The 20,076-nt window shown below is 55.9% G+C and carries 18 protein-coding genes and 1 pseudogene; 7 read left to right on the top strand and 12 right to left on the bottom strand.

Features of this window, described 5'->3' with window-relative positions:
- Position 1 precedes the first annotated feature (1 nt).
- From lspA to ispH, 3 genes are all read left to right on the top strand, one after another.
- The gene (gene lspA / locus AACX99_RS21235; protein ID WP_339414418.1) at positions 2-508 is read left to right on the top strand and encodes a signal peptidase II; all 507 of its coding nucleotides are present in this window, start codon (positions 2-4) and stop codon (positions 506-508) included.
- Entirely contained in the window at positions 505-942 is a 438-nt protein-coding gene (gene fkpB / locus AACX99_RS21230; RefSeq protein ID WP_339414406.1) for an FKBP-type peptidyl-prolyl cis-trans isomerase, read from the top strand. Before lspA ends, fkpB begins: the two co-directional genes overlap by 4 nt.
- A gap of 201 nt (positions 943-1,143) precedes the next feature.
- Positions 1,144-2,088: a 4-hydroxy-3-methylbut-2-enyl diphosphate reductase gene (gene ispH / locus AACX99_RS21225; protein ID WP_339414405.1), complete on the top strand. Its 945-nt coding sequence runs from the start codon at positions 1,144-1,146 to the stop codon at positions 2,086-2,088.
- 93 nt (positions 2,089-2,181) lie between these two features.
- Here ispH and AACX99_RS21220 read toward each other — a convergent pair whose 3' ends face one another.
- The 7 genes from AACX99_RS21220 to AACX99_RS21190 all read right to left on the bottom strand — a co-directional run bounded on the left by AACX99_RS21220 (position 2,182) and on the right by AACX99_RS21190 (position 9,638).
- Positions 2,182-2,598: a type IV pilin protein gene (locus AACX99_RS21220; protein ID WP_339414404.1), complete on the bottom strand. Its 417-nt coding sequence runs from the start codon at positions 2,596-2,598 to the stop codon at positions 2,182-2,184.
- 39 nt (positions 2,599-2,637) lie between these two features.
- On the bottom strand, positions 2,638-6,348 hold the full coding sequence (locus AACX99_RS21215) for a pilus assembly protein (protein ID WP_339414403.1): 3,711 nt from the start codon (positions 6,346-6,348) through the stop codon (positions 2,638-2,640).
- 11 nt (positions 6,349-6,359) lie between these two features.
- Positions 6,360-7,001, bottom strand: coding sequence for a pilus assembly PilX family protein (locus AACX99_RS21210; protein WP_339414402.1), 642 nt, complete (start codon positions 6,999-7,001; stop codon positions 6,360-6,362).
- Complete coding sequence (locus AACX99_RS21205) at positions 6,998-7,840, bottom strand: PilW family protein (RefSeq protein ID WP_339414401.1); 843 nt, start codon at positions 7,838-7,840, stop codon at positions 6,998-7,000. Before AACX99_RS21205 ends, AACX99_RS21210 begins: the two co-directional genes overlap by 4 nt.
- Positions 7,837-8,394, bottom strand: coding sequence for a type IV pilus modification protein PilV (pilV, locus tag AACX99_RS21200; protein ID WP_339414400.1), 558 nt, complete (start codon positions 8,392-8,394; stop codon positions 7,837-7,839). The genes AACX99_RS21205 and pilV overlap by 4 nt, the downstream gene beginning before the upstream one ends.
- A 10-nt stretch (positions 8,395-8,404) precedes the next feature.
- Positions 8,405-8,890, bottom strand: a complete 486-nt coding sequence (locus AACX99_RS21195) for a GspH/FimT family pseudopilin (protein WP_339414399.1) — start codon at positions 8,888-8,890, stop codon at positions 8,405-8,407.
- A 241-nt stretch (positions 8,891-9,131) separates the two neighbouring features.
- Positions 9,132-9,638: a GspH/FimT family protein gene (locus tag AACX99_RS21190; RefSeq protein ID WP_339414398.1), complete on the bottom strand. Its 507-nt coding sequence runs from the start codon at positions 9,636-9,638 to the stop codon at positions 9,132-9,134.
- Positions 9,639-9,723: 85 nt separating this feature from the next.
- Here AACX99_RS21190 and thiO point away from each other — a divergent pair, with 85 nt between their 5' ends.
- Positions 9,724-10,833 (top strand): glycine oxidase ThiO, encoded by a 1,110-nt coding sequence (gene thiO / locus AACX99_RS21185; protein WP_339414417.1) that lies wholly within the window; start codon positions 9,724-9,726, stop codon positions 10,831-10,833.
- Positions 10,834-10,900: 67 nt separating this feature from the next.
- On the opposite strand, the gene AACX99_RS21180 is transcribed toward thiO, so the two are convergent.
- From AACX99_RS21180 to AACX99_RS21165, 4 genes are all read right to left on the bottom strand, one after another.
- The gene (locus tag AACX99_RS21180) at positions 10,901-12,238 is read right to left on the bottom strand and encodes a sigma-54-dependent transcriptional regulator (RefSeq protein WP_339414397.1); all 1,338 of its coding nucleotides are present in this window, start codon (positions 12,236-12,238) and stop codon (positions 10,901-10,903) included.
- Positions 12,239-12,240: 2 nt separating this feature from the next.
- Entirely contained in the window at positions 12,241-13,830 is a 1,590-nt protein-coding gene (locus AACX99_RS21175; protein ID WP_339414395.1) for a sensor histidine kinase, read from the bottom strand.
- Complete coding sequence (locus tag AACX99_RS21170) at positions 13,820-14,065, bottom strand: PP0621 family protein (protein WP_339414394.1); 246 nt, start codon at positions 14,063-14,065, stop codon at positions 13,820-13,822. The genes AACX99_RS21175 and AACX99_RS21170 overlap by 11 nt, the downstream gene beginning before the upstream one ends.
- A gap of 208 nt (positions 14,066-14,273) precedes the next feature.
- Positions 14,274-15,257: an outer membrane protein assembly factor BamD gene (locus AACX99_RS21165; protein ID WP_339414393.1), complete on the bottom strand. Its 984-nt coding sequence runs from the start codon at positions 15,255-15,257 to the stop codon at positions 14,274-14,276.
- Positions 15,258-15,404: 147 nt separating this feature from the next.
- Between AACX99_RS21165 and rluD the strand changes: the two genes are divergently transcribed.
- The 3 genes from rluD to clpB all read left to right on the top strand — a co-directional run bounded on the left by rluD (position 15,405) and on the right by clpB (position 19,882).
- A complete protein-coding gene (gene rluD, locus AACX99_RS21160; protein ID WP_339414392.1) occupies positions 15,405-16,379 on the top strand; it encodes a 23S rRNA pseudouridine(1911/1915/1917) synthase RluD in 975 nt (324 codons plus the stop codon).
- 47 nt (positions 16,380-16,426) lie between these two features.
- Entirely contained in the window at positions 16,427-17,152 is a 726-nt protein-coding gene (pgeF, locus tag AACX99_RS21155; RefSeq protein ID WP_339414391.1) for a peptidoglycan editing factor PgeF, read from the top strand.
- Positions 17,153-17,317: 165 nt separating this feature from the next.
- On the top strand, positions 17,318-19,882 hold the full coding sequence (gene clpB / locus AACX99_RS21150) for an ATP-dependent chaperone ClpB (protein ID WP_339414390.1): 2,565 nt from the start codon (positions 17,318-17,320) through the stop codon (positions 19,880-19,882).
- Positions 19,883-19,959: 77 nt separating this feature from the next.
- On the opposite strand, the pseudogene AACX99_RS21145 reads toward clpB, so the two are convergent.
- A pseudogene (locus AACX99_RS21145) lies at positions 19,960-20,076 on the bottom strand (IS1595 family transposase); the annotation flags it as partial.

Raw genomic sequence — 20,076 nt, 5'->3', positions numbered from 1 at the left:
CATGCCTAACGCCAGTCGTTTCGGCCGTTTGGCCTGGCTGTGGCTGAGCCTGCTGGTGTTTGTGGTCGATCAGGCGAGCAAGTTCTGGTTCGACAACAACCTAAGCATGTACCAGCAGATCGTGATCATTCCGGATTACTTCAGCTGGACCCTGGCCTACAACACCGGCGCCGCATTCAGCTTTCTGGCCGATGCCGCCGGCTGGCAGCGCTGGTTCTTCGCCGCGATTGCGGTGGTGGTCAGTGCGGTGTTGGTGGTGTGGCTCAAGCGCCTCAGTCCAGGCGAAACCTGGCTGGCAGTGGCTTTGGCCTTGGTGCTGGGTGGCGCGCTGGGTAATTTGGTTGATCGCGTGGTGTTTGGCCACGTGGTCGACTTTATCCTGCTGCACTGGCATCAGCAGTGGTACTTCCCAGCCTTTAACGTGGCCGATATGGCGATTACCGGCGGTGCCATCCTGCTGGCGCTGGATATGTTCAAAAGTGAAAAGTCCGGAGAAACAGGCAAATGACTGATGTGCGTATTGGCCCGGATAAGCAGGTGACCCTGCATTTCGCCCTCAAGCTGGACAATGGCGATGTGGTGGATAGCACCTTCGATAAAAAGCCCGCCACTTTCAAGGTCGGCGACGGCAATCTGCTGCCAGGCTTTGAACAGGCCATCTATGGCTTGAAATCGGGCGATAAGCGCAGTCTGTCGATCAGTCCGGAGCAGGGCTTTGGTCAAGGCAATCCGCAGAATATCCAGGTCATGCCGCGCAGCCAGTTTCAGGATATGGAGCTGTCCGAAGGCCTACTGGTGATCTTCAACGATGCCGCGAATGCCGAGCTGCCCGGTGTTGTCAAAACTTTCGACGATAACCAGGTGACTATTGACTTCAATCATCCACTGGCCGGCAAGGCGCTTAGCTTTGATGTGGAAATTATTGAGGTCAAAGCGCTCTGATCAGCGCAATAATTTTGTAGGGTGGGTTTGCCGCACAGGCGCAGCTTGAGCTTGCAGCATGTTGCTTGGCGCGGCGTAACCCACCATGGTTCATATGTCGGGCGCCGTGCTGCTGGGCTAGATGGCGTCGTGGCTTACGCTGCAATGTGCCGCTAACCCAGCCGACGGCAACTTTCGTTTACGCGCGCCGAGATAACCAGCATGTATATCAAACTCGCCAATCCCCGTGGCTTCTGTGCCGGCGTCGACCGCGCCATTGAAATCGTCAACCGCGCACTGAAAGTGTTTGGTCCGCCGATCTACGTGCGCCATGAAGTGGTGCACAACAAGTTTGTGGTCGAGGACCTGCGTTCACGTGGCGCAATCTTCGTTGAAGAGCTGGATCAGATTCCTGACGACGTTATCGTCATCTTCAGCGCTCATGGTGTATCCCAGGCTGTACGCAACGAGGCTGAGCGGCGTGGGCTGAAGATCTTTGACGCCACCTGCCCATTGGTGACCAAGGTGCATATGGAAGTGGTGCGCTACAGTCGCGAGGGACGCGAATGCATCCTGATCGGTCACGAAGGCCACCCTGAAGTTGAAGGCACAATGGGCCAGTACGACGTCAGCAACGGCGGCGCCATCTACTTGGTAGAAGACGAAGCAGACGTCGCCGAACTGCAGGTACGCAATCCAGAAGCGCTCGCCTTCGTCACCCAGACCACCTTGTCGATGGACGACACCAGCAAAGTCATCGACGCCCTTCGCAGCAAGTTCCCCGCTATTGGCGGTCCACGCAAGGACGACATCTGCTACGCCACCCAGAACCGCCAGGACGCCGTCAAACAGCTCGCCGCTGAGTGCGATGTGCTACTGGTTGTCGGTAGTCCCAATAGCTCCAACTCCAACCGCCTGCGTGAGCTTGCTGAGCGCATGGGCACCCCTGCCTACCTGATTGATGGGGCTGAGGACCTCAAGCAGGAGTGGTTTGCGGGCGTTGCAGGTATTGGTATTACAGCCGGTGCATCAGCTCCAGAGGTATTGGTGCAGGGCGTGATTCAACAGCTGAGTAGGTGGGGTGCAACTGGTGCGCATGAATTGCTGGGGCGGCCAGAGAATGTGACGTTTTCGATGCCGAAGGAGTTGCGCCCCAAGGCTTTGTAGTATGTGCTCTATTTTTTGAAGCGGTGGATGCAATTGGGTTATTCGGTATAAATAAAAAGGCCGGCTGAGTTAGCCGGCCTTTTTACATCCAGATCAGCGCCAGCAGTCACTTATGCTTTTGTCGCTTCCGGTACGGTCTTTTTTCCCCAGAGCGTCCAACTTCAGGTTGCCGCACTTAGCATCATTGAATGCTTGTTCCGCGGTGAGGGTGTAGCCCCCATCCCCATCGACCTTGGTTACAGTCAGTGTGTATTTGTTGGTTTCTGATTTGTTACCGTTTTTCAGGCCAAGTTTGGCAATATCGCCGTCTGTGGTGATGTAAGCATTGTTTTGCGCAAAGTAACGTTCTTGGCGAGCTGAAGCATCGCTAAGCAATGCTTGCCCCTCTGCACGATTACCACGCTTTACGTACTCGTCATAGCTAGGGTAAGCGATAGCCGCAAGAACGCCGATGATTAGAACAACGATCATTATTTCAATTAGCGTGAAGCCACTTTGCGTCAGTTTCATATGGTGCTCCGTGAAGATGGCACGAGTTTAGATTGCATATCATTCCGCCTCTTCAACTCTGCGCCAGGACTGACGACCCAAGCTTGAGGGGTCTGGATAGACGTTGACGCATTCTTGTCCGGTGCACAGCTGGAACTTGCCATCGGAGTTTTGCGATATTGTTGTCCCTCCTTCGCCATCTTGGCGAATCCCCGAGACATTTGAACTGCCAATATCCGATGTAGGTACGTAATCAAATGCATTCTGAGGTGTTTTACCACCAGTGAACGGATTAATTGCATAGGTCCAGTTGCTGGCGCCGTCGCCACAGGGGTCGTCGTTCGGGATAAGCGACTGGAAGAATATAGTTCGACCAAGTTGCGACATATTTTCCACGACCATTTCGCCATCGGACTGCTTGAGGTTCAAATACCAGCCATTTTGTGCCGGTTGTCCATTTTCAGCTTGCCAGCGCACAGCGTTGTCGCTAATCACGCGACCTTGGCGTGTATCGGTACCATTCGAGACGGACGTTTGCGTTACAAAGGTCTGCCGCTGCAAACTGCTGCGGCTTATGTTTGGGTTGCCACTATTTTGGCCAAGAGTTTCTTCATCCCAGACGCCGTAGACCGTTTGCGCCATGCTTTTGTCACCGTCTTTGTCTCCGGTTTCATAGAACCGGCCTGTGCCAAAAATTACCAGGTAACCAGTGCCAGTTGGGTGGCGGACAAGGCTTGGGGCAGAGGTAATTGTTTGCCGGCTAGTGCCATTATCCGCAACAGCGCGGAACAAAGGATTACCACCATAAGATACTTCGAAGTTGCTGATCGCAGTTTCACTATCGTCAGATGTAATGAATGGATTGTCTTTGTCACGACCGTTACGAAGCAGGTCGAAGCGCCAAACGTTGCCCTGCAGGTCGCCAGCATATGCATAGTCTGCCACACCGTCTGCGTTAAAGTCGCCGAGCTTGGGTGTTGAAAGACCATTGGCTACACCCGTTACGCCTTGCACCTCAAGGCTCGTGAGCAAAGTACCTTCCATTGCATCGAGAATAAACAGCGCTGCCTTGCCGTTGGTACTGCCCGCGCTTTCATATCCGTTTCCAAACACTACTGCCCACTTCCCAGTGTGTAAGCGCGCGATCGTTGGCTGGGAAAAACTAAAGCCCATTTTTACTGCATCTGCTGCAATGATACTGTTTTCATCAAACTGCCAGAGCAGTTTTTCTTGCCCTGGAGTTGTAACGTCCAGGGCGAAAATTGACTTTCCACCCGCCTTCAGAGTTCCCACGAGGATAGTCCGCCACTCGGTTCCGTCATACACATCGGCTACTACCGGAGTGCCTTCTACATAGTATTCGTGGCTGTAGTTTGTACCGGTGAGCTTGTTCAATTTCGGGAAAACTGCGCTTGGAACAAACGCGAACTCTTCGACGCCCGTGTTGGCATTGAAACCGTGCAGCATACCGGCGTTACCGCCGACGTAAACACGTGGTGTACGATCAGCTATCGCGCTGACGAATGTGGAGTACGCGGTATTACCTTCAAGGCGATTAGAGAAATTAACCAGATTGCGCGGGCCTGATACTACCGCCGGGCTAGATGAGTAAAAATCACCTAAAACCGTACTGCGCTGGCGAAAGGTTGTGCCCTCACCGCTGCGGTTGCCGCGTAAAAATTCAAGGCGTGCCTGGCCTCTGGTATCAGTCGCATTGCCATTTTCAGGGTCTTTACTTAATAGATTAGCCAGCGTTCCCGCAGTAGTGGTTGCGCCAGCGTTTGCCCAAGAAAAGTCAGTAAGGCCGGTATTGCCGCCTCCGGCAATTTTGATCGCGCGCGTTTGCCAGCCTGGCACGTTGCTTTTGGCGCTCCAGATTTCAGACGATTCAATTGTATTGGTCTGGGGGTTCCACTTTTTCTCGAAGCGCTTCACATCGCCCGACCAGTTGTCGTCACTGGCGTATGAGGTTTGATAGGAGACAGTTTTGATAGTCCCCAAGTCGTTTACGTCCTCACTGACTTGGCCTGAGTTGATTGCAGGCTTGGCTGCAGTGGATTTACGGTCGGCAATGCGCGAGAGAATATCGTCGAACGCTTGCACCATGGCTTCAGGGCTGTCGACGCTGAAGAATTCGCCACGGGAGTTAATTGCAGCATGCCATAGGTCGTAAATATTATTGTCCCCCCCCGTAGCAGTTGCGGCTGGCCAGTTTGCCGTTCCTGCTTTCAAGGCGTTATAACCAGTACCTTTGTGAGTGCTGCCTTCCCAGGGGATCGTAGGCTTGTTCAGCGCTTCGGATAGTCCCAGCCCCATCATAAAGTTAACCATGTGCTGCCAAGTTGCCGGGTCGTTGCGAGGATCCCAATAGTCGGTGGCGGCATCACCGCTTTTGAACGGTATGAACGCGGGCAATTCATTGCCGAGGCTAGTGTTTAGGTCGGTCGCCCAGTAGTGCATAGCGAGATCGGCCAGGGTGTTGTTTTGACTATCTGCATACGGGGCTATACCGGAGTAAGTACGCAGGCCATCTGGTAGGGCAAAACTAGAGCCGTCGTCACGAAAGCTACTCGGTGCCGCTACGTTGCTCGTCCAAATACCATCAGTCATCATGATGTGGTAGCTACCACGACATGCATAAGTGTTCTGTGTGGTATTGCCCGAGCCGCCAGGGTTTTTCTGCCATGCTTCAGCGGTTTTGAAAAACTCACCGGCGCGTTTGAATGCGGTTGGTAAAGGTGTGCCTGAATTGAAGTTGATGTTCTGCAGCCAGGAATAGAGCTGACCCTTGTGTTCGGGAGAGTAGGCCTTCAGTGCGTTGTCTTGGCAATCACCGCCATTACCACTAAAGGTGGTGCAGTTAGTCAAACTTTGCCAAGTTAGGCGTACGGCAGGTGACAAGTCATAGAACGCTAGGGCGGCAGCGGAAATAGTCGCAAGACCACGGTTGCGATAGAAGGAATACCAGTTGGCAAAGTTCTGCTGCTGATCCGCAGGAACAAAAGTCAGTGCATAGCAGTTATCGTTATCAGTGGTGCAACCCGGGGCTTTGGTTGCATCGTAAGCATAATAATATGCAGGCACACCCGTGCGGGCGAGTGTGGCTGTGTATGTGTTGGCAGCTGGTCTGCTGCAGTCTGCAGGCCGATTGGTGAATACACCTGTTAGGTTGGCAACGGCCGTACAGCTATTGCTGCCCGTGCGGGTGATCGAGAATTTTATCCCCCCGGGCGTGGTCACAGTTGATGTGCCGTTACTTGTCCGTGTAACTGTAGCGCTGAAATCTGTTAGGGGGTTTTCCGCAAGGCGGTTGCTGGTGTTGCTGTAACCGTAGCTGGTGTTCAGCCCCTCCTCAAGCACGTAAGTCCACGAGACTTTATAGTTGTCTGAAAGGTTTAGGTTTCCCCTAGCACTGTTGTAGCCGTTTACTTTCGCGTTCGTGAAGGTGGTCGATAATTGATTTTCATTACCTGCCGTGTCGAAAACAATCGGGGCGCGGTAGCTCGCTTTAGGGTTGTAATAGAGCGGGTTAAAGACGTTCGATTTTGCTTTACGTGTTGCGGATTCACCATTTTTGTTGTCGGGTGCAAATGCCCAGCGCATACTGCCAGAGTCATCAATAGTCAACAGCATGTTCGGCGGTACACCAACTGTCAGGCTTAATGGGCTTTGAGATACTGTCGCGTAAGCATTGGCAGAGCTAAGTACAATAATACCTATAAGCGAGCTGATTAATGTTTTGCTGCAGGTGTTGATAAGTCTTTTGTTCATGGCATCAGCTCTCAATTGTTAAGGCCGAGGTAAATATTGGCGTTAGTTGATTGTAAGTACAGGTTGTTGCCTGCCTTGCCGTTATTTAAATAGAAATATGTGCCCTGGCCTTCGGCTACCATGCCGTATTCTGCGTTAATTGCAGCGTTGCTGTTTTCTGTGGCCAAAATGCTATTCCATTGGGCGTTATATACATCGCTAGCCTCAGTGGAGTCTTTAGGATCTAATCCGGTGTAGGGCATCCAGGCAAGACCGTTATTTGATATTGAAGACAAGACGGTAGATTTATTGCTTTCTGTTAATGTGTAAGGTTCGTTAACAAACGAAAGTCGGGTGGGCGCATTAACAATATCGAGCAGGCAGGGTTTATTGTTGCCAGTAACTACGAGCTTGTTGGTTGTTGCGCAGTTCGATGCGTTAGGCTCTAGCTTGTCGGCGAGATTGCTGGGGCCGTAGAAACGAAACTCAGCTTCGCGAATTGCCGCATCGGCTACGTTGCGGGCTTGTGCTTCATGTGCGCGGTTCGCGGTGATGCGGGACTCAAGTGTTACGCCCCGCATGTTGCTTACGGCGAGCAGGGTGATTATAAGCAGCATTACGAGGGCAACTAAAAGTACTGCGCCGCGTTGCGATTTTTTTGGGGGCGCTATCATGGCATGAGATTCCTAAGTGTCTGGGTGTTGCCCGCTACTTGATAAATTCGTTTTTTATCATTGGTATTAATAATGGTTTGTTCTGCGGCGGTTGAGTTTTCTAGCCAATCGGTAAGGATTTTCGAGTCATCGCTGTCGCGCTGGTTTTCACGGCTGGCCAGAAGCATTTGGTAGCGTACGCTGCGGATAGCCCCGCTGGTGGCGGTCCAGTCTTTTTGAGGGATAAATGTGCTGACCTGTTTTTCCAGTAGGTCTGTTTTCCCTACGCCGAAGTCCAAGCGTAAACTGGCCACTCCCTTAATGAGCTCCACATATTGAGGTGCGGTTGCATTCAGGCTTTTGCAGCGAAGACTACCCTCATGGAGTTTATTGCTATCGCCGGGTAAATATTTAATTGCCAGCACGATCATGCTGGTGACGGGGGGGGGGATAAAGGCTTTGCTGTCGTCAAATGTACTGTTTGCTTCGCCCTGACAGTCCAGCTCCCCGTTAATCACGGGTTGGTAACGTATACAGAATCCGGTATCTGTTTTTAGCCCAGTTATCGCGCTGCCAGCGGTGAACTGCAGGCAGTCACCATCCTCAGGTCGTTGTGGAAATGCCGTTTCAAGTAGCTCAGAGGGGGAGCGGCGATAACCGGCTTTGCCGAGATAATCATTGAGCATCAATGCAGCAAAGCGACCGCTTTCAAGATTTGATGCCTGCATTTGCTGGAATACATAGTTGCGTTTGTTATCAACAAAAATTTGAGTGATGCCGAGAATCAAAAAGCTACTGATGGCAAGCGCAATCAATAGTTCTATCATGGATAAACCGATTTGTTTCTTTATCGAATTCATAGTTCCACCCGTATGGAGTAGGTGCACACGCTGGCGTCAGTGTCGGCGGAATCTAAGCAGCCTCCTTCTTGCGTTTGCCATGCCAGCTGCACCTCAAGCATTGATCCCTTGTTATCGCATGCTCCTGGAGTTGAGCTGCGGCATACGTATACGTTACTTTCAAAAATTTCTTCGCCGCCGGGAAGTTTGGCTTCTACATTTTCGGCCCAGCAATCCCTGAGCTCTTTAGCTGTTTTGGGAATAGTATTGGCATTGAGAACACAGTCCTCACGGTTGTCGAGCGCCTCTCCTTTAGCCTTGAAAAAAATGGAGTTTTCTTTTATGCCACTGTTCATTGGGAACTGTGGGGGGGCCATGTTGAAGAGTTCATTCGGATTGGCTCGCATTACTTCTATCAAATCATTGGTGAGTTCAACTGCTGTGTTGCGTTGCACTGAGTCCTGAGTGTACTGAATGCTTCGCCCTTGCAGGGCAACCATGCCAAGTATGCCAATAGTGGTAAGCAGCAGTGCCACTAGGACCTCTATCAGGCTAAAGCCTTTGTTATTGATCATGTGTACTTACTCACAGTGTGCAATTGTCTAGGGCGGTGGAGCCAGTGGCGTCTTTTTTTCCTCTCGCGAATAGGTTTATTGCGCCGCTCGCTTGTATTTCCAAGAAGTAACCGTTTTCATTGTCGGTACCTTCACATACCGTGAAAGAGGCAGTTGTCGCGGTGCCGTTACCTCTAAATTTGACCTCGCCGGCCGCTGTACGCGCAAGTACAGTGCCAGCGCTGTATTCGAACTGCCGTATAGCTTCATTTCTGTGCTCAAGAAGCCAAGGATCATCGTCCCTGATGGTGAGGGTAATTACGGCGTTTTTATTGACTGCTTCGCTGCGTGCGTATAGTAGGAAAGCTTTAAGCTCGTCGGCTTGTGCTTGAATCCTGTTTTGGTTGATTAGGTTGGTGAAATTGGGTACCGCAATAGCGACAAGGATTGCTAGCAGCACCAGCGTGATCATCAGTTCTATCAGGGTGAATCCGCGCATGCCTGTTGTGCGTGACATGATTTACTCCATTAAAAATCTACTCATATCATGACTCAGCGCGCGAGGAGAGTCCTGTGCTTGATGACAATCGGCTAGCGTGGGTGGATGATCGGTTGTGTGGTTCTCTATGACGTCGATTGGTCCACGGTTCTTGGTGTTAACCAAGGTTCTAGCGGGCTGAAAAGCTTTGATTTCCGAGAGTCTTCTGGCAAATACGGCACTGCTGGCTTGAGAGAGCCGAAATTCTCTCAAGACTTCCTTAGATGCACCGTTTCTGTTCGGCATGGTTTTCGTCGCGAGAGCCATGCCGAATGCGGCCCTGCCGGTTAACAATCAGTTGGCCAATAACATCGTTGTGCCTGCATACAACCAGTCGCCCGTTGCTCGTTGGGCTACTGCCGTTTGAACGGAAGCGTATTGTTTTGCTGTAGCCGCTCCAGTGCATTGAGCCTTCTGTGTGCGATGTTGTGTTGATGCGAAGGATTTCTTTTGTGCCTACGGTCCGTAAAATCCACCCGCCACTCCAGTCCGCACCACATACTGTGCCTTGTTTGTAGGCGCAAACTTCGATCGTTCTGGCTTGTGTGACGGCCTGAGTGCGTGCTTCTTGTAAGGTGTTATGCAGCTCATCAAGCAAAGCAATGAGGCGGTTTTTCTCGACGAGAGCAACAAAGCTTGGCAATCCTATTGTTGCCAATAGCGCCAAAAGAGAAAGCACTGTGAGCAATTCAAGCAGGGTTGTACCCCGCTGAAATAAATTGAGCATTAAGTCATCCTTGTATGGTGTGATTAAAGCCTTCCAGGCACTGACTGTGTTTAGACGCTGGCCTCCCGCGAGGCAAGTTTTGGGGGTGAAGTTGAGCGATTTTCAGGTTGTAGGTGGCGGGGTAGCTGGTCTCTTAACCGGCCTGCAACTATCTCGTTCAGGGTTGAGTGTGGAGTTGTTTGATTCGGGTGGTTTTGGGGGAGAGTCCTCCTGGGCTGGTGGCGGTATCGTTTCGCCGCTTTACCCTTGGCGTTATAGCCCCGCAGTGACCGCGTTAGCACATTGGTCGCAGGATTTTTATCCTCGTTTGGGTAAGCAGTTGCTGGCGCAGACGCAGATTGATCCAGAGGTATATGTCACGGGCCTGTACTGGCTGGATCTTGATGACGAGGCTGAGGCGCTTGCCTGGGCGGAGCGAGAGGGTCGGCCGTTGCAGCGTGTGGATGTTGCGGCGGTAGAGCGGGCGGTTCCGGCGCTGTCTGGAGGCTTCGGGCGGGCGGTGCGGGTGGCTGATGTGGCGAATGTGCGTAACCCGCGCTTGGTCAAGGCGCTACGTGCGGCGTTGCAGCAGATGCCTAATGTGACCTTGCATGAGCATTGTGCTGTCAGCGGTTTTATTCGTGAGGGTGGGCGTGTCGCAGGTGTGCATACGGCCCGCGGAGACATGCACGCAGATCAGGTGGTGCTCGCAGCGGGGGCCTGGAGCGGTGAGTTGATGAAAACCCTCGGCATCAAGTTGCCGGTGGTGCCGGTCAAGGGGCAAATGATTCTGTACAAGTGCGCCGAAGACTTTCTGCCTGCCATCGTGTTGGCCAAAGGGCGTTATGCGATTCCGCGACGTGATGGACATGTTCTGATAGGCAGCACGCTTGAACATGCCGGTTTCGACAAGACACCAACTGATGAGGCGCTGTCCAGCTTAAAAGCCTCCGCTATCGAGTTGTTGCCGGCGCTGGCTGGTGCGGAGGTCGTGGGTCACTGGGCGGGGCTGCGGCCTGGTTCACCTGAGGGCATTCCGTTTATTGGGCCGGTGCCAGGGCATGATGGGCTGTGGCTGAACTGCGGGCATTACCGCAATGGGCTGGTACTGGCACCAGCGTCATGCCAGCTGCTAGCGGACCTGATGCTCGGGCGTGAGCCGATTATGGACCCATCGCCCTATGCGCCGGCTAGGCGGTTGCGTGCGGTTGTTTGAGTCGACTGGTTGTGAGAGGAGTTTCGCGGTGAACGCTCCTCCCGTACTTACTGTGTTGTGACGAAAGTTAGTCGATGCCAAGCTTCTTTAACCGATAGCGCATGGAGCGGAAGCTCAGGCCTAGGCGCTGCGCTGCAGCGGTGCGGTTCCAGCGGGTTTCTTCCAGCGCTTGCATAATCAGTTTGCGCTCGATGGCTTCGAGGTAGTCTTCCAGATTATCGATTTGCGCGAGGTTGGCTTCGCCGTTTTCGCTGAGCGGCACGCTGTCGGCCAGGCGCAGGTCGCTGGTGGTGATGCGGTCGTCCTCGCACAGGGTGTAGGCGCGTTCGAGCATGTTCTCAAGTTCGCGCACGTTGCCTGGGAAGCGGTAGCTCTTGAGTTTCTCCAGCGCGTCGTCATCCAGTATGGCCGGGCTGAGACCGGTGCCGTCGGCCAGGCGCTTGAGCATGATGTCGGCCAGCAGGGCGATGTCTTCGCGGCGCTCGCGCAGGGCGGGCACGCGTAGTTCGATGACGTTGAGGCGGTAGTACAAATCCTGGCGGAAGCGCCCCGCCGCGACTTCACCGGCCAGATCCTTGTGGGTGGCGCAGAGGATGCGCACATCGACAATCAGCTCCTGTTGGCCGCCGACGGCGCGTACAGCTTTTTCCTGAATCGCGCGTAGCAATTTAACTTGCATCGGCAATGGCAGGTCGGCGACCTCATCAAGGAACAGGGTGCCACCGTTGGCCGCTTGAAACAGGCCTTGCTTGTCTTCGATAGCGCCCGTAAAGCTGCCCTTCTTGTGGCCGAAGAACTCGCTTTCCATCAGCTCGGTGGGGATGGCGCCGCAGTTAACGGGAATAAAGGGTTGTTCGCCACGTGAGCCTTGTTCGTGGATCAGGCGGGCGACCAGCTCCTTGCCGCTGCCGGATTCGCCGCTGATATACACCGGTGCTTGGCTGCGCGCCAGCTTGAGGATTTGTTTGCGCATCGCCTTCATCGGCGGTGAGTCGCCGAGCAGGCGGCTGTCCACTGGCAGCTCTTCACCATCGGCACTGCGCAGGCGCAAGGCGGCGGCAACCAGTTCACGCAGGCGGCCGAGGTCCACCGGCTTGGTCAGAAAGTCGAATGCGCCGGCTTTCAGGGCGTTGATCGCGGTATCCAGGCTGCCGTAGGCGGTGATCATCGCCACCGGCACTTGTGGGTGACGCAGCAGAATATGTTGCACCAGCTCCAGTCCGGTTCCGTCAGGCAGGCGCATATCGGTCAGGCACAGGTCGAAGGGCTCTTTGGCTAGCCATTCGCGAGCTTCCTTGACGTTGCGCGCGCTGCGGGTGTCGAGCTTCATGCGCCCCAAAGTGATTTCCAGGAGTTCACGAATATCGGGTTCGTCATCGACGATCAGGGCTCTCTGGCGGGTCATGGTCAGCTCAGTTTGCGCGGGTGGGCGAAGGTGATACGCAGGCAGCTTCCGCCACCTTCACGGAGTTTATAGTCGAGGCGAGCCTGATTGCTTTCGCATAGCTCGCGGGAAATATACAGGCCCAGGCCGGTGCCCTTGTTTTCCGTGGTGTAGAACGGCTCGAATAGGTGGTGCAGTTGCTCTTCGGCAACGCCGGGGCCGTCGTCCAGCACCTCAAGTACCGGCAGCTCGCTCTCTGGGTCGCGGAATAGCTTTAGCCAGACTTGGCCGTGTTTATTCTTTTGCGCGCTGTAGCGCAGGCCGTTTTCCACTAGGTTGCTGAGCACCTGGGTGAGCTGATGCGGATCCATGCGGGTTTGAATGCTGCCGCTGCTGGTTTCCAGATGCAGAGTCTGGCCTGGCGCGGCACTGTTACGAAACTCGCTGGCGAAGCGGTGTAGCCAGTATTTCAGGTCCAGCAATTGTGGTTCGGCCTGTCGGCGTCGCGACAATTGCAGGACGTTCTCGATTACTAGGTTCATCCGCCGCGAGTGGTCCTGAATGATCTGCGCCAGGCGTAGGTCCGGACCTTCCAGCTCTTCCGACTCCTGCAGCAGCTGTGCGGCGTGGCTGATTGCCCCCAGTGGGTTGCGAATCTCGTGGGCAATACCGGCAGTCAGTCGGCCCAGCGAGGCGAGCTTGAGTTGTTGCGCCTGCTGGGCGATCTGCGAGATGTCATCAAGAAAGATCAGCGTGTGTTTGTGCGCGCCGCGCTGCAGGGCAATAAAACTCGGCTGCAGCACGCGAGCATCGGGCGCTGCTTGCAGGCTGGCAGGGCGCAGGCTTGGGTTGTGAGACCATTGCTGCATGCGTTTGATCAGTTCGGGGCAATGCGGGTCGAGAATCTTGCCTGTCAGGTCGGCATGCCCAAGCAGGTGGTTGGCACCCTGATTGGCCAGCAGTACGCGATGCAACTCATCCAGCACTAGGATGCCGGTGCGCATGCGCTGCAGGATCAGTGCGTTCAGAGCCTCCAGGTTGGCCACGTCGGCAGCGCGCTGCTCGGCTAGGTTTTCGCTGACTTGCAGGCGACGTGTCAGCCCCTGCACAAACAGTGCTGCGGTAAAGCACAGTGCGCCAAGTGCGCCGGCTTGAACGTACTGCGCTGCAGCAGCTGGCCGGCTAAGACTGAGGTAGAACGTCAGGTAGATCATGCCTGTAGCGGCGACTGCGGCAATCAGCAGGCCGATACGTCCACGCAAGAGAATATTGGCGATCGCTACAGCGACAATCAGCAGGTTGCCAATGCCGCTAGGTGTGCCGCCGGCGGCATAGAACAGGCCGGAGAGCAGAATCACATCGACCAGGGCCAGGCTGAATACCTGTGCTAGGCGCTTGGGGCGGCGCACGGTAGCGATGACAAGGACGTTGAGTATCAGATACAGCCAGCTGCCATTGCGAAACAGCGCTGGGTGCATCATGTCGAGCAGTTGTGCGTCGAACTCGCTGGAAATCAGCAGTGCCAGGGTGATGCCGATAACCAGGCGGTAAAGGTGATAGAGCCGCAGGATTCGCCAGCTTTGCTCTCCGCTCAGCGATAAATCAGCGCTCACCGGATTGTGGGCCTTGTTCTAGGTGCGCCTGGCTGCAGAACCACTGCTCACCCTTTGCCAGTGCATGCTCGCGTGGTACATGGGTGCCGCAATGCTCGCAGCGCACCATAGGGGTCGGAGCTGCGCTGGTATCGTGCTCTTCGGTGCGTGGGGCTGCTGGTCGGGTAACGCGTCGCCACAGCCAAAACGCGGCCGCAATGATGGCAATCCAGAACAATAAGCGGAACAAGCCCATGGCGCTCTCTTTACTATCGGTAAGCGGGCAGTTTAGCTAACCCGTCTGTGTGCGCCCAGCGCTGAAACAGTGTGCGGGCGTTGTTTTCGATGCTTTGAGCGATAAGCAGCGTTTGGTGGTTAGCTGCTAGGTTGCGGGCAGCCCGGTATCGGCACTTGGTCAATAAAAAGGGAGGCCTTTGGCCTCCCTTTCTCAGTGCTTTGCCGGCTTAGTCGAACAGGCCAAAGGTCAGGTAGCTGAACCAGGAACGGCTAGGCTGTTCTTCGCCGGAGCCGGTCTTGAGTTCGTCTGGAATCTGCTCTTCGGCATCTTCGTACTGGCGAATCACGTCTTGGCTGGCGCGGGTTTCGCCCGGTGGTAGCGGTGTATCTGTTTCGATCAGGCCCAGGGTGGCCTTGGCCAGCCAGGAGCGGCTGTCGGCTTCCTCTTCACGCGGGACGAACTGGCCGTCGACCAGGCTTGGGTGATCCGGATAGTTGAGTTTGAGGGTTTCCAGGCTGGTGGCAGCCAGGTCATCCAGGGTCAGGCGTTGGTAGGCTTCGGTCATCACCGCCAGGCCGTCACCGACTGCTGGGGTTTCCTGGAAGTTCTCCACCACATAGCGGCCACGGTTGGCGGCTGCCACGTAGGCGTTGCGGGTCAGGTAGTAGTGCGCCACATGAATCTCATAGGCGGCCAGCAGGTTGCGCAGGTAGATCATGCGCTGCTTGGCATCCGGCGCGTATCGGCTGGTGGGGAACCGGCTGGTAAGCTGAGCAAACTCGTTATAGGAGTCGCGGGCGGCGCCTGGGTCGCGCTTGGTCATGTCCAGCGGGACGAAGCGGGCAATCAGGCCACGATCCTGGTCGAACGAGGCGAGACCTTTGAGGTAGTAGGCGTAATCAACATTGGCGTGCTGCGGGTGCAGGCGGATAAAACGGTCCGCTGCGGATTTGGCAGCTTCCGGCTCCACGTTCTTGTAGTAGGCGTAGATCAGCTCCAGCTGGGCTTGTTCGGCATACCGTCCGAATGGATAGCGCGACTCAAGAGCCTTGAGCTTGGCCACCGCTGCGGTGTAGCTACTATTGTCCAGGTCGGCTTGTGCCTGCTGGTAGAGCTCGGCCTCGCTGAGGTTTTCGTCGACCACCTGTTTCGATGAGCAGGCGGCAGTGAGGGCGAGGATTGCGATCAGCAGCAGGTGTTTCACTTGCATGGCGGCTTGCGTCCCTGTGACGGCGGCTGTCTTGAGCAAAGCCGTCCTGTTATGATGAGCGCCCCCGGTACCCCTGGGGCAAAGACGCCGTATTTAACCACAAGCGTGTAGCCGAAACCAAAGGCTAGACCCCCTCTGTTGCCGAGCATGTCCTCTATTAATAAGCAGATCATTGAACTGAACGCCGAGGTGCCCTATGAAATGGGCGGTCAACGCCTCGATCAAATCGCCGCACTCCTGTTCGCCGAGCACTCGCGTTCGCGTCTGTCTGCCTGGATCAAAGAGGGTCTGCTGACCGTTGATGGTGAGGTATTGCGTCCGCGCGATATCGTCCATGGTGGTGCGCTGCTGGCGCTGAAGGCCGAGCAGGAAGCCCAGGGCGAGTGGATTGCCCAGGACATTGCGCTAAACATTGTCTATGAAGACGAGCAGATCCTGGTCATCGACAAACCGGCCGGTCTGGTTGTGCATCCAGCTGCGGGGCATGCCGATGGCACCTTGCTCAACGCTTTGCTGCACCACGTGCCGGATATTATCAACGTGCCGCGCGCGGGCATCGTCCATCGACTGGATAAAGACACCACCGGCCTGATGGTGGTGGCCAAGACCATCGAAGCGCAGACCCGTCTGGTCGATCAGTTGCAGAAGCGCTCGGTCAGCCGCATCTACGAATGCATCGTAATTGGCGTGATCACCTCCGGCGGCAAGATCAATGCGCCGATCGGTCGCAGTTCCTCGCAGCGCCAGCGCATGGCGGTGAGTGATGGCGGCAAGCCTGCTGTCAGTCATTACCGGGTGTTGGAGCGCTATCGCTCGCATACCCATGCGCGGGTCAAGCTGGAAACCGGTCGCACCCATCAGATTCGCGTGCACATGAGCCATATCGGCTATCCATTGGTGGGCGACCCGGTCTACGGCGGGCGTTTCCGAATTCCGCCGGCGGCCAATCCGAGCATGGTACAGACCCTCAAGGAGTTCCCGCGTCAGGCCTTGCATGCGCGTTTTCTTGAATTGGACCACCCGATTACCGGGGAGCGGATGAAATGGCAGTCGCCATTGCCGGATGATTTTGTCTGGTTGTTGACGTTGTTGCGCCAGGATCGTGAAGCCTTTATCGGCTGATAACGGTCCGGCTAACACGAGTAGGTAACAGGGAGCAGGGTGACAGGATGCATGACTGGCTAACGCCACAATGGCCCGCACCGGCCAGAGTAAAGACGTGCGTCACCACCCGCAGTGGTGGGGTCAGCGTTGCGCCGTTCGACAATTGCAACCTGGGCGGGCATGTGGGTGATGACCCGAAGGCCGTGCTGAAAAACCGTCAGCGGCTGGTCAGTCTGCTCGGTTGCAGACCAGCCTGGTTGCAGCAGGTGCATGGTGTCGCGGTGGTTGAGGCCAATCCTGCTCTGGTGCTTGAAGCCGACGCCAGTTGGACGAGCAAGCCAGGTATCGCCTGCACGGTAATGACCGCCGACTGCCTGCCCGCGCTGTTCTGTGACCGTGCCGGAACCCGTGTTGCGGCTGCCCATGCCGGCTGGCGCGGCCTGGCTGCTGGGGTGCTTGAAGCCACCCTGGATCAATTGGCGGTGCCGGCAGATCAGGTACTGGTCTGGATGGGGCCGGCAATTGGGCCGCAGGCCTTTGAGGTGGGCGCGGAAGTGCGTGAAGCCTTTGTCGCCCGGCATGCGCAGGCCGCCGCGGCATTTCAGCTCAGCGTCAATTCGGGCAAATTTATGGCTGATATCTATCAGCTAGCGCGCATTCGTCTGGCCGCCTGTGGTGTCGAGGCGGTGTACGGCGGCGATTTCTGCACGTTCAACGATCCACGTTTCTTCTCCTACCGCCGCTCGGCGCAAACCGGGCGCTTTGCCAGCCTGATCTGGCTGGGCAACTGACCCTCATGTGCCGCCTCTGCGGCACTGCTGCGGCAAATGACCCAGGTCAACGCCGCTCGGCTTGAAACCCGCACAATCGTCCTCATCTACTCTTCATCTCGCAGGCTTTCTGTTTGGGTGCGATTCAGTGCGCCGGCCTGCCACCACCACGAGGGTTGATTGTTTATGCGTATTGATCGTTTAACCAGCAAGTTGCAACTCGCGCTATCCGATGCGCAGTCCCTGGCTGTTGGCCTTGATCACGCAGCCATTGAGCCGCTGCACCTGATGCAGGCCTTGCTTGAACAGCAAGGCGGCTCGATCAAACCGCTGCTGATGCAGGTCGGTTTTGATGTCAACAGCCTGCGCCTGGCCCTGGGTAAGGAGCTCGATCAGCTGGGGAAAATTCAGAACCCGTCCGGTGACGTCAATCTCTCGCAGGATTTGGCGCGCCTGCTCAACCAGGCCGATCGCCTGTCGCAGCAGAAGGGCGACCAGTTTATCTCCAGCGAGCTGGTGCTGCTGGCTGCGATGGATGACAGCACCAAGCTGGGCAAGCTGCTGCTCGGTCAAGGCGTCAGCCGCAAGGCGCTGGAAAACGCGGTGACCAACCTGCGCGGTGGCGATGCGGTCAATGACCCGAACGTCGAGGAAAATCGCCAAGCCTTGGATAAATACACCGTCGATCTGACCAAGCGCGCCGAAGAAGGCAAGCTCGATCCGGTGATCGGCCGTGATGACGAAATCCGCCGCACCATCCAGGTATTGCAGCGCCGCACCAAGAACAACCCGGTGTTGATCGGCGAGCCGGGCGTGGGCAAGACGGCGATTGCCGAAGGCCTGGCCCAGCGCATCGTCAATGGCGAAGTGCCGGATGGCTTGAAGGACAAGCGCCTGCTGTCGCTGGATATGGGGGCGTTGATCGCGGGGGCTAAGTTCCGCGGCGAGTTTGAGGAACGCCTGAAGTCGGTGCTTAATGAGCTGAGCAAGCAGGAAGGCAAGATCATCCTGTTTATCGACGAGCTGCACACCATGGTTGGTGCCGGCAAAGGTGAAGGCTCGATGGATGCTGGCAATATGCTCAAGCCTTCCCTGGCGCGCGGTGAGCTGCACTGTGTCGGCGCCACCACGCTAAACGAATACCGCCAGTACATCGAAAAAGACGCCGCCCTTGAGCGGCGCTTCCAGAAAGTGCTGGTCGATGAGCCGAGCGAAGAGGACACCATCGCCATCCTGCGTGGCCTCAAGGAGCGTTACGAAGTGCATCACAAGGTGGCCATCACCGATGGTGCGATCATCGCTGCGGCCAAGCTGTCGCACCGCTATATCACCGATCGCCAGTTGCCGGACAAGGCCATCGACCTGATCGACGAAGCAGCCAGTCGCATTCGCATGGAAATCGACTCCAAGCCTGAGGTGCTCGATCGCCTTGAACGCCGCTTGATTCAGCTCAAGGTCGAAGCCCAGGCACTGAAGAAGGAGGACGACGAGGCGGCTATCAAGCGCCTGGCCAAGCTCAACGAAGATATTGCGCGGTTGGAGCGCGAGTATGCCGACTTAGAGGATATCTGGAAGTCGGAAAAGGCCGAGGTGCAAGGCTCTGCGCAGATTCAGCAAAAAATCGAGCAGTCCCGGCAGGAGCTTGAGGCTGCGCGGCGCAAGGGCGATCTCAACCGCATGGCCGAGTTGCAGTACGGCATTATTCCCGATCTGGAGCGTAGCCTGCAGATGGTCGATCAACACGGTAAAAGCGAGAACCAGCTACTGCGCAGCAAGGTCACCGAGGAAGAAATTGCCGAAGTGGTATCGAAGTGGACCGGTATTCCGGTGAGCAAGATGCTGGAAGGTGAGCGCGATAAGTTGTTGAAGATGGAAGGCTTACTGCATCAGCGGGTGATCGGTCAGGACGAGGCCGTGGTCGCGGTGGCCAATGCGGTGCGGCGTTCCCGTGCGGGGCTGTCCGATCCCAATCGGCCGAGCGGCTCGTTCCTCTTTCTCGGCCCAACCGGGGTTGGCAAGACTGAGCTGTGTAAGGCGTTGGCTGAGTTCCTCTTCGACACCGAGGAGGCGTTGGTGCGCATCGATATGTCTGAATTTATGGAGAAGCACTCCGTGGCGCGGCTGATCGGTGCGCCGCCGGGCTATGTTGGCTACGAGGAGGGCGGCTATCTGACCGAGGCTGTGCGTCGCAAACCTTACTCGGTGATTCTGCTCGATGAGGTGGAGAAGGCTCATCCGGATGTGTTCAATGTGCTGTTGCAGGTGCTGGAAGATGGCCGTCTGACCGATAGCCATGGACGCACTGTGGACTTCAAGAACACGGTAATCGTAATGACCTCCAATCTCGGCTCTGCTCAGATTCAGGAGCTGGTCGGTGACCGCGAGGCGCAGCGGGCAGCGGTTATGGATGCGGTGGGCACACATTTCCGTCCAGAATTTATCAACCGGATCGATGAAGTGGTGATCTTCGAGCCGCTGGCCCGCGATCAGATTGCCGGTATTGCGCAAATCCAATTGAGCCGTTTGCGTCAGCGTCTGGCTGAGCGTGAGCTGAGTCTGGAGCTGTCCGGTGAGGCTTTGGACAAGCTGATAGCCGTTGGTTACGACCCGGTCTACGGTGCGCGCCCGCTCAAGCGTGCGGTGCAGCGCTGGATTGAGAATCCCTTGGCGCAGCTGATTCTGGCCGGCAAGTTCGCTCCCGGCAGCAGCGTGACGGGCACGGTTGAGGGTGATGAAATCGTCTTCGGTTAAACTCTGCCGGTCTCAATAAGGTTGCACAATAAAAAACACCCCAGGTCAGTTCGTGCTGGCCGGGGTGTTTTTTATGGCTATGTCCCAATTACGTGTTGCATGGTCCGACCAACCGCCTCCTGGATACAGTGAACGGGCTGAATACGCTGCTGATAGCGTTCAAGCATGCGGCGCCAGCCCAGGTAGTTCGGGAG

This window comes from Pseudomonas sp. EA_35y_Pfl2_R5, from assembly GCF_963970805.1.
In the GTDB taxonomy this organism is placed as follows: Bacteria; Pseudomonadota; Gammaproteobacteria; order Pseudomonadales; family Pseudomonadaceae; genus Aquipseudomonas.
The sequence above is the reverse complement of the archived record's forward strand: the minus strand, read 5'-3'. Positions and strand labels throughout refer to the sequence as shown.

Coding starts and splice junctions, on each gene's coding strand:
- AACX99_RS21210 (WP_339414402.1), bottom strand. CDS start 7,001: ATGATAGCGCCCCCAAAAAAATCGCAACGCGGCGCAGTACTTTTAGTT.
- AACX99_RS21180 (WP_339414397.1), bottom strand. CDS start 12,238: ATGACCCGCCAGAGAGCCCTGATCGTCGATGACGAACCCGATATTCGT.
- AACX99_RS21170 (WP_339414394.1), bottom strand. CDS start 14,065: ATGGGCTTGTTCCGCTTATTGTTCTGGATTGCCATCATTGCGGCCGCG.
- clpB (WP_339414390.1), top strand. CDS start 17,318: ATGCGTATTGATCGTTTAACCAGCAAGTTGCAACTCGCGCTATCCGAT.
- fkpB (WP_339414406.1), top strand. CDS start 505: ATGACTGATGTGCGTATTGGCCCGGATAAGCAGGTGACCCTGCATTTC.
- AACX99_RS21195 (WP_339414399.1), bottom strand. CDS start 8,890: ATGTCACGCACAACAGGCATGCGCGGATTCACCCTGATAGAACTGATG.
- AACX99_RS21190 (WP_339414398.1), bottom strand. CDS start 9,638: ATGCTCAATTTATTTCAGCGGGGTACAACCCTGCTTGAATTGCTCACA.
- AACX99_RS21215 (WP_339414403.1), bottom strand. CDS start 6,348: ATGAACAAAAGACTTATCAACACCTGCAGCAAAACATTAATCAGCTCG.
- rluD (WP_339414392.1), top strand. CDS start 15,405: ATGTCCTCTATTAATAAGCAGATCATTGAACTGAACGCCGAGGTGCCC.
- AACX99_RS21165 (WP_339414393.1), bottom strand. CDS start 15,257: ATGCAAGTGAAACACCTGCTGCTGATCGCAATCCTCGCCCTCACTGCC.
- AACX99_RS21205 (WP_339414401.1), bottom strand. CDS start 7,840: ATGAATTCGATAAAGAAACAAATCGGTTTATCCATGATAGAACTATTG.
- AACX99_RS21220 (WP_339414404.1), bottom strand. CDS start 2,598: ATGAAACTGACGCAAAGTGGCTTCACGCTAATTGAAATAATGATCGTT.
- pilV (WP_339414400.1), bottom strand. CDS start 8,394: ATGATCAATAACAAAGGCTTTAGCCTGATAGAGGTCCTAGTGGCACTG.
- lspA (WP_339414418.1), top strand. CDS start 2: ATGCCTAACGCCAGTCGTTTCGGCCGTTTGGCCTGGCTGTGGCTGAGC.
- ispH (WP_339414405.1), top strand. CDS start 1,144: ATGTATATCAAACTCGCCAATCCCCGTGGCTTCTGTGCCGGCGTCGAC.
- pgeF (WP_339414391.1), top strand. CDS start 16,427: ATGCATGACTGGCTAACGCCACAATGGCCCGCACCGGCCAGAGTAAAG.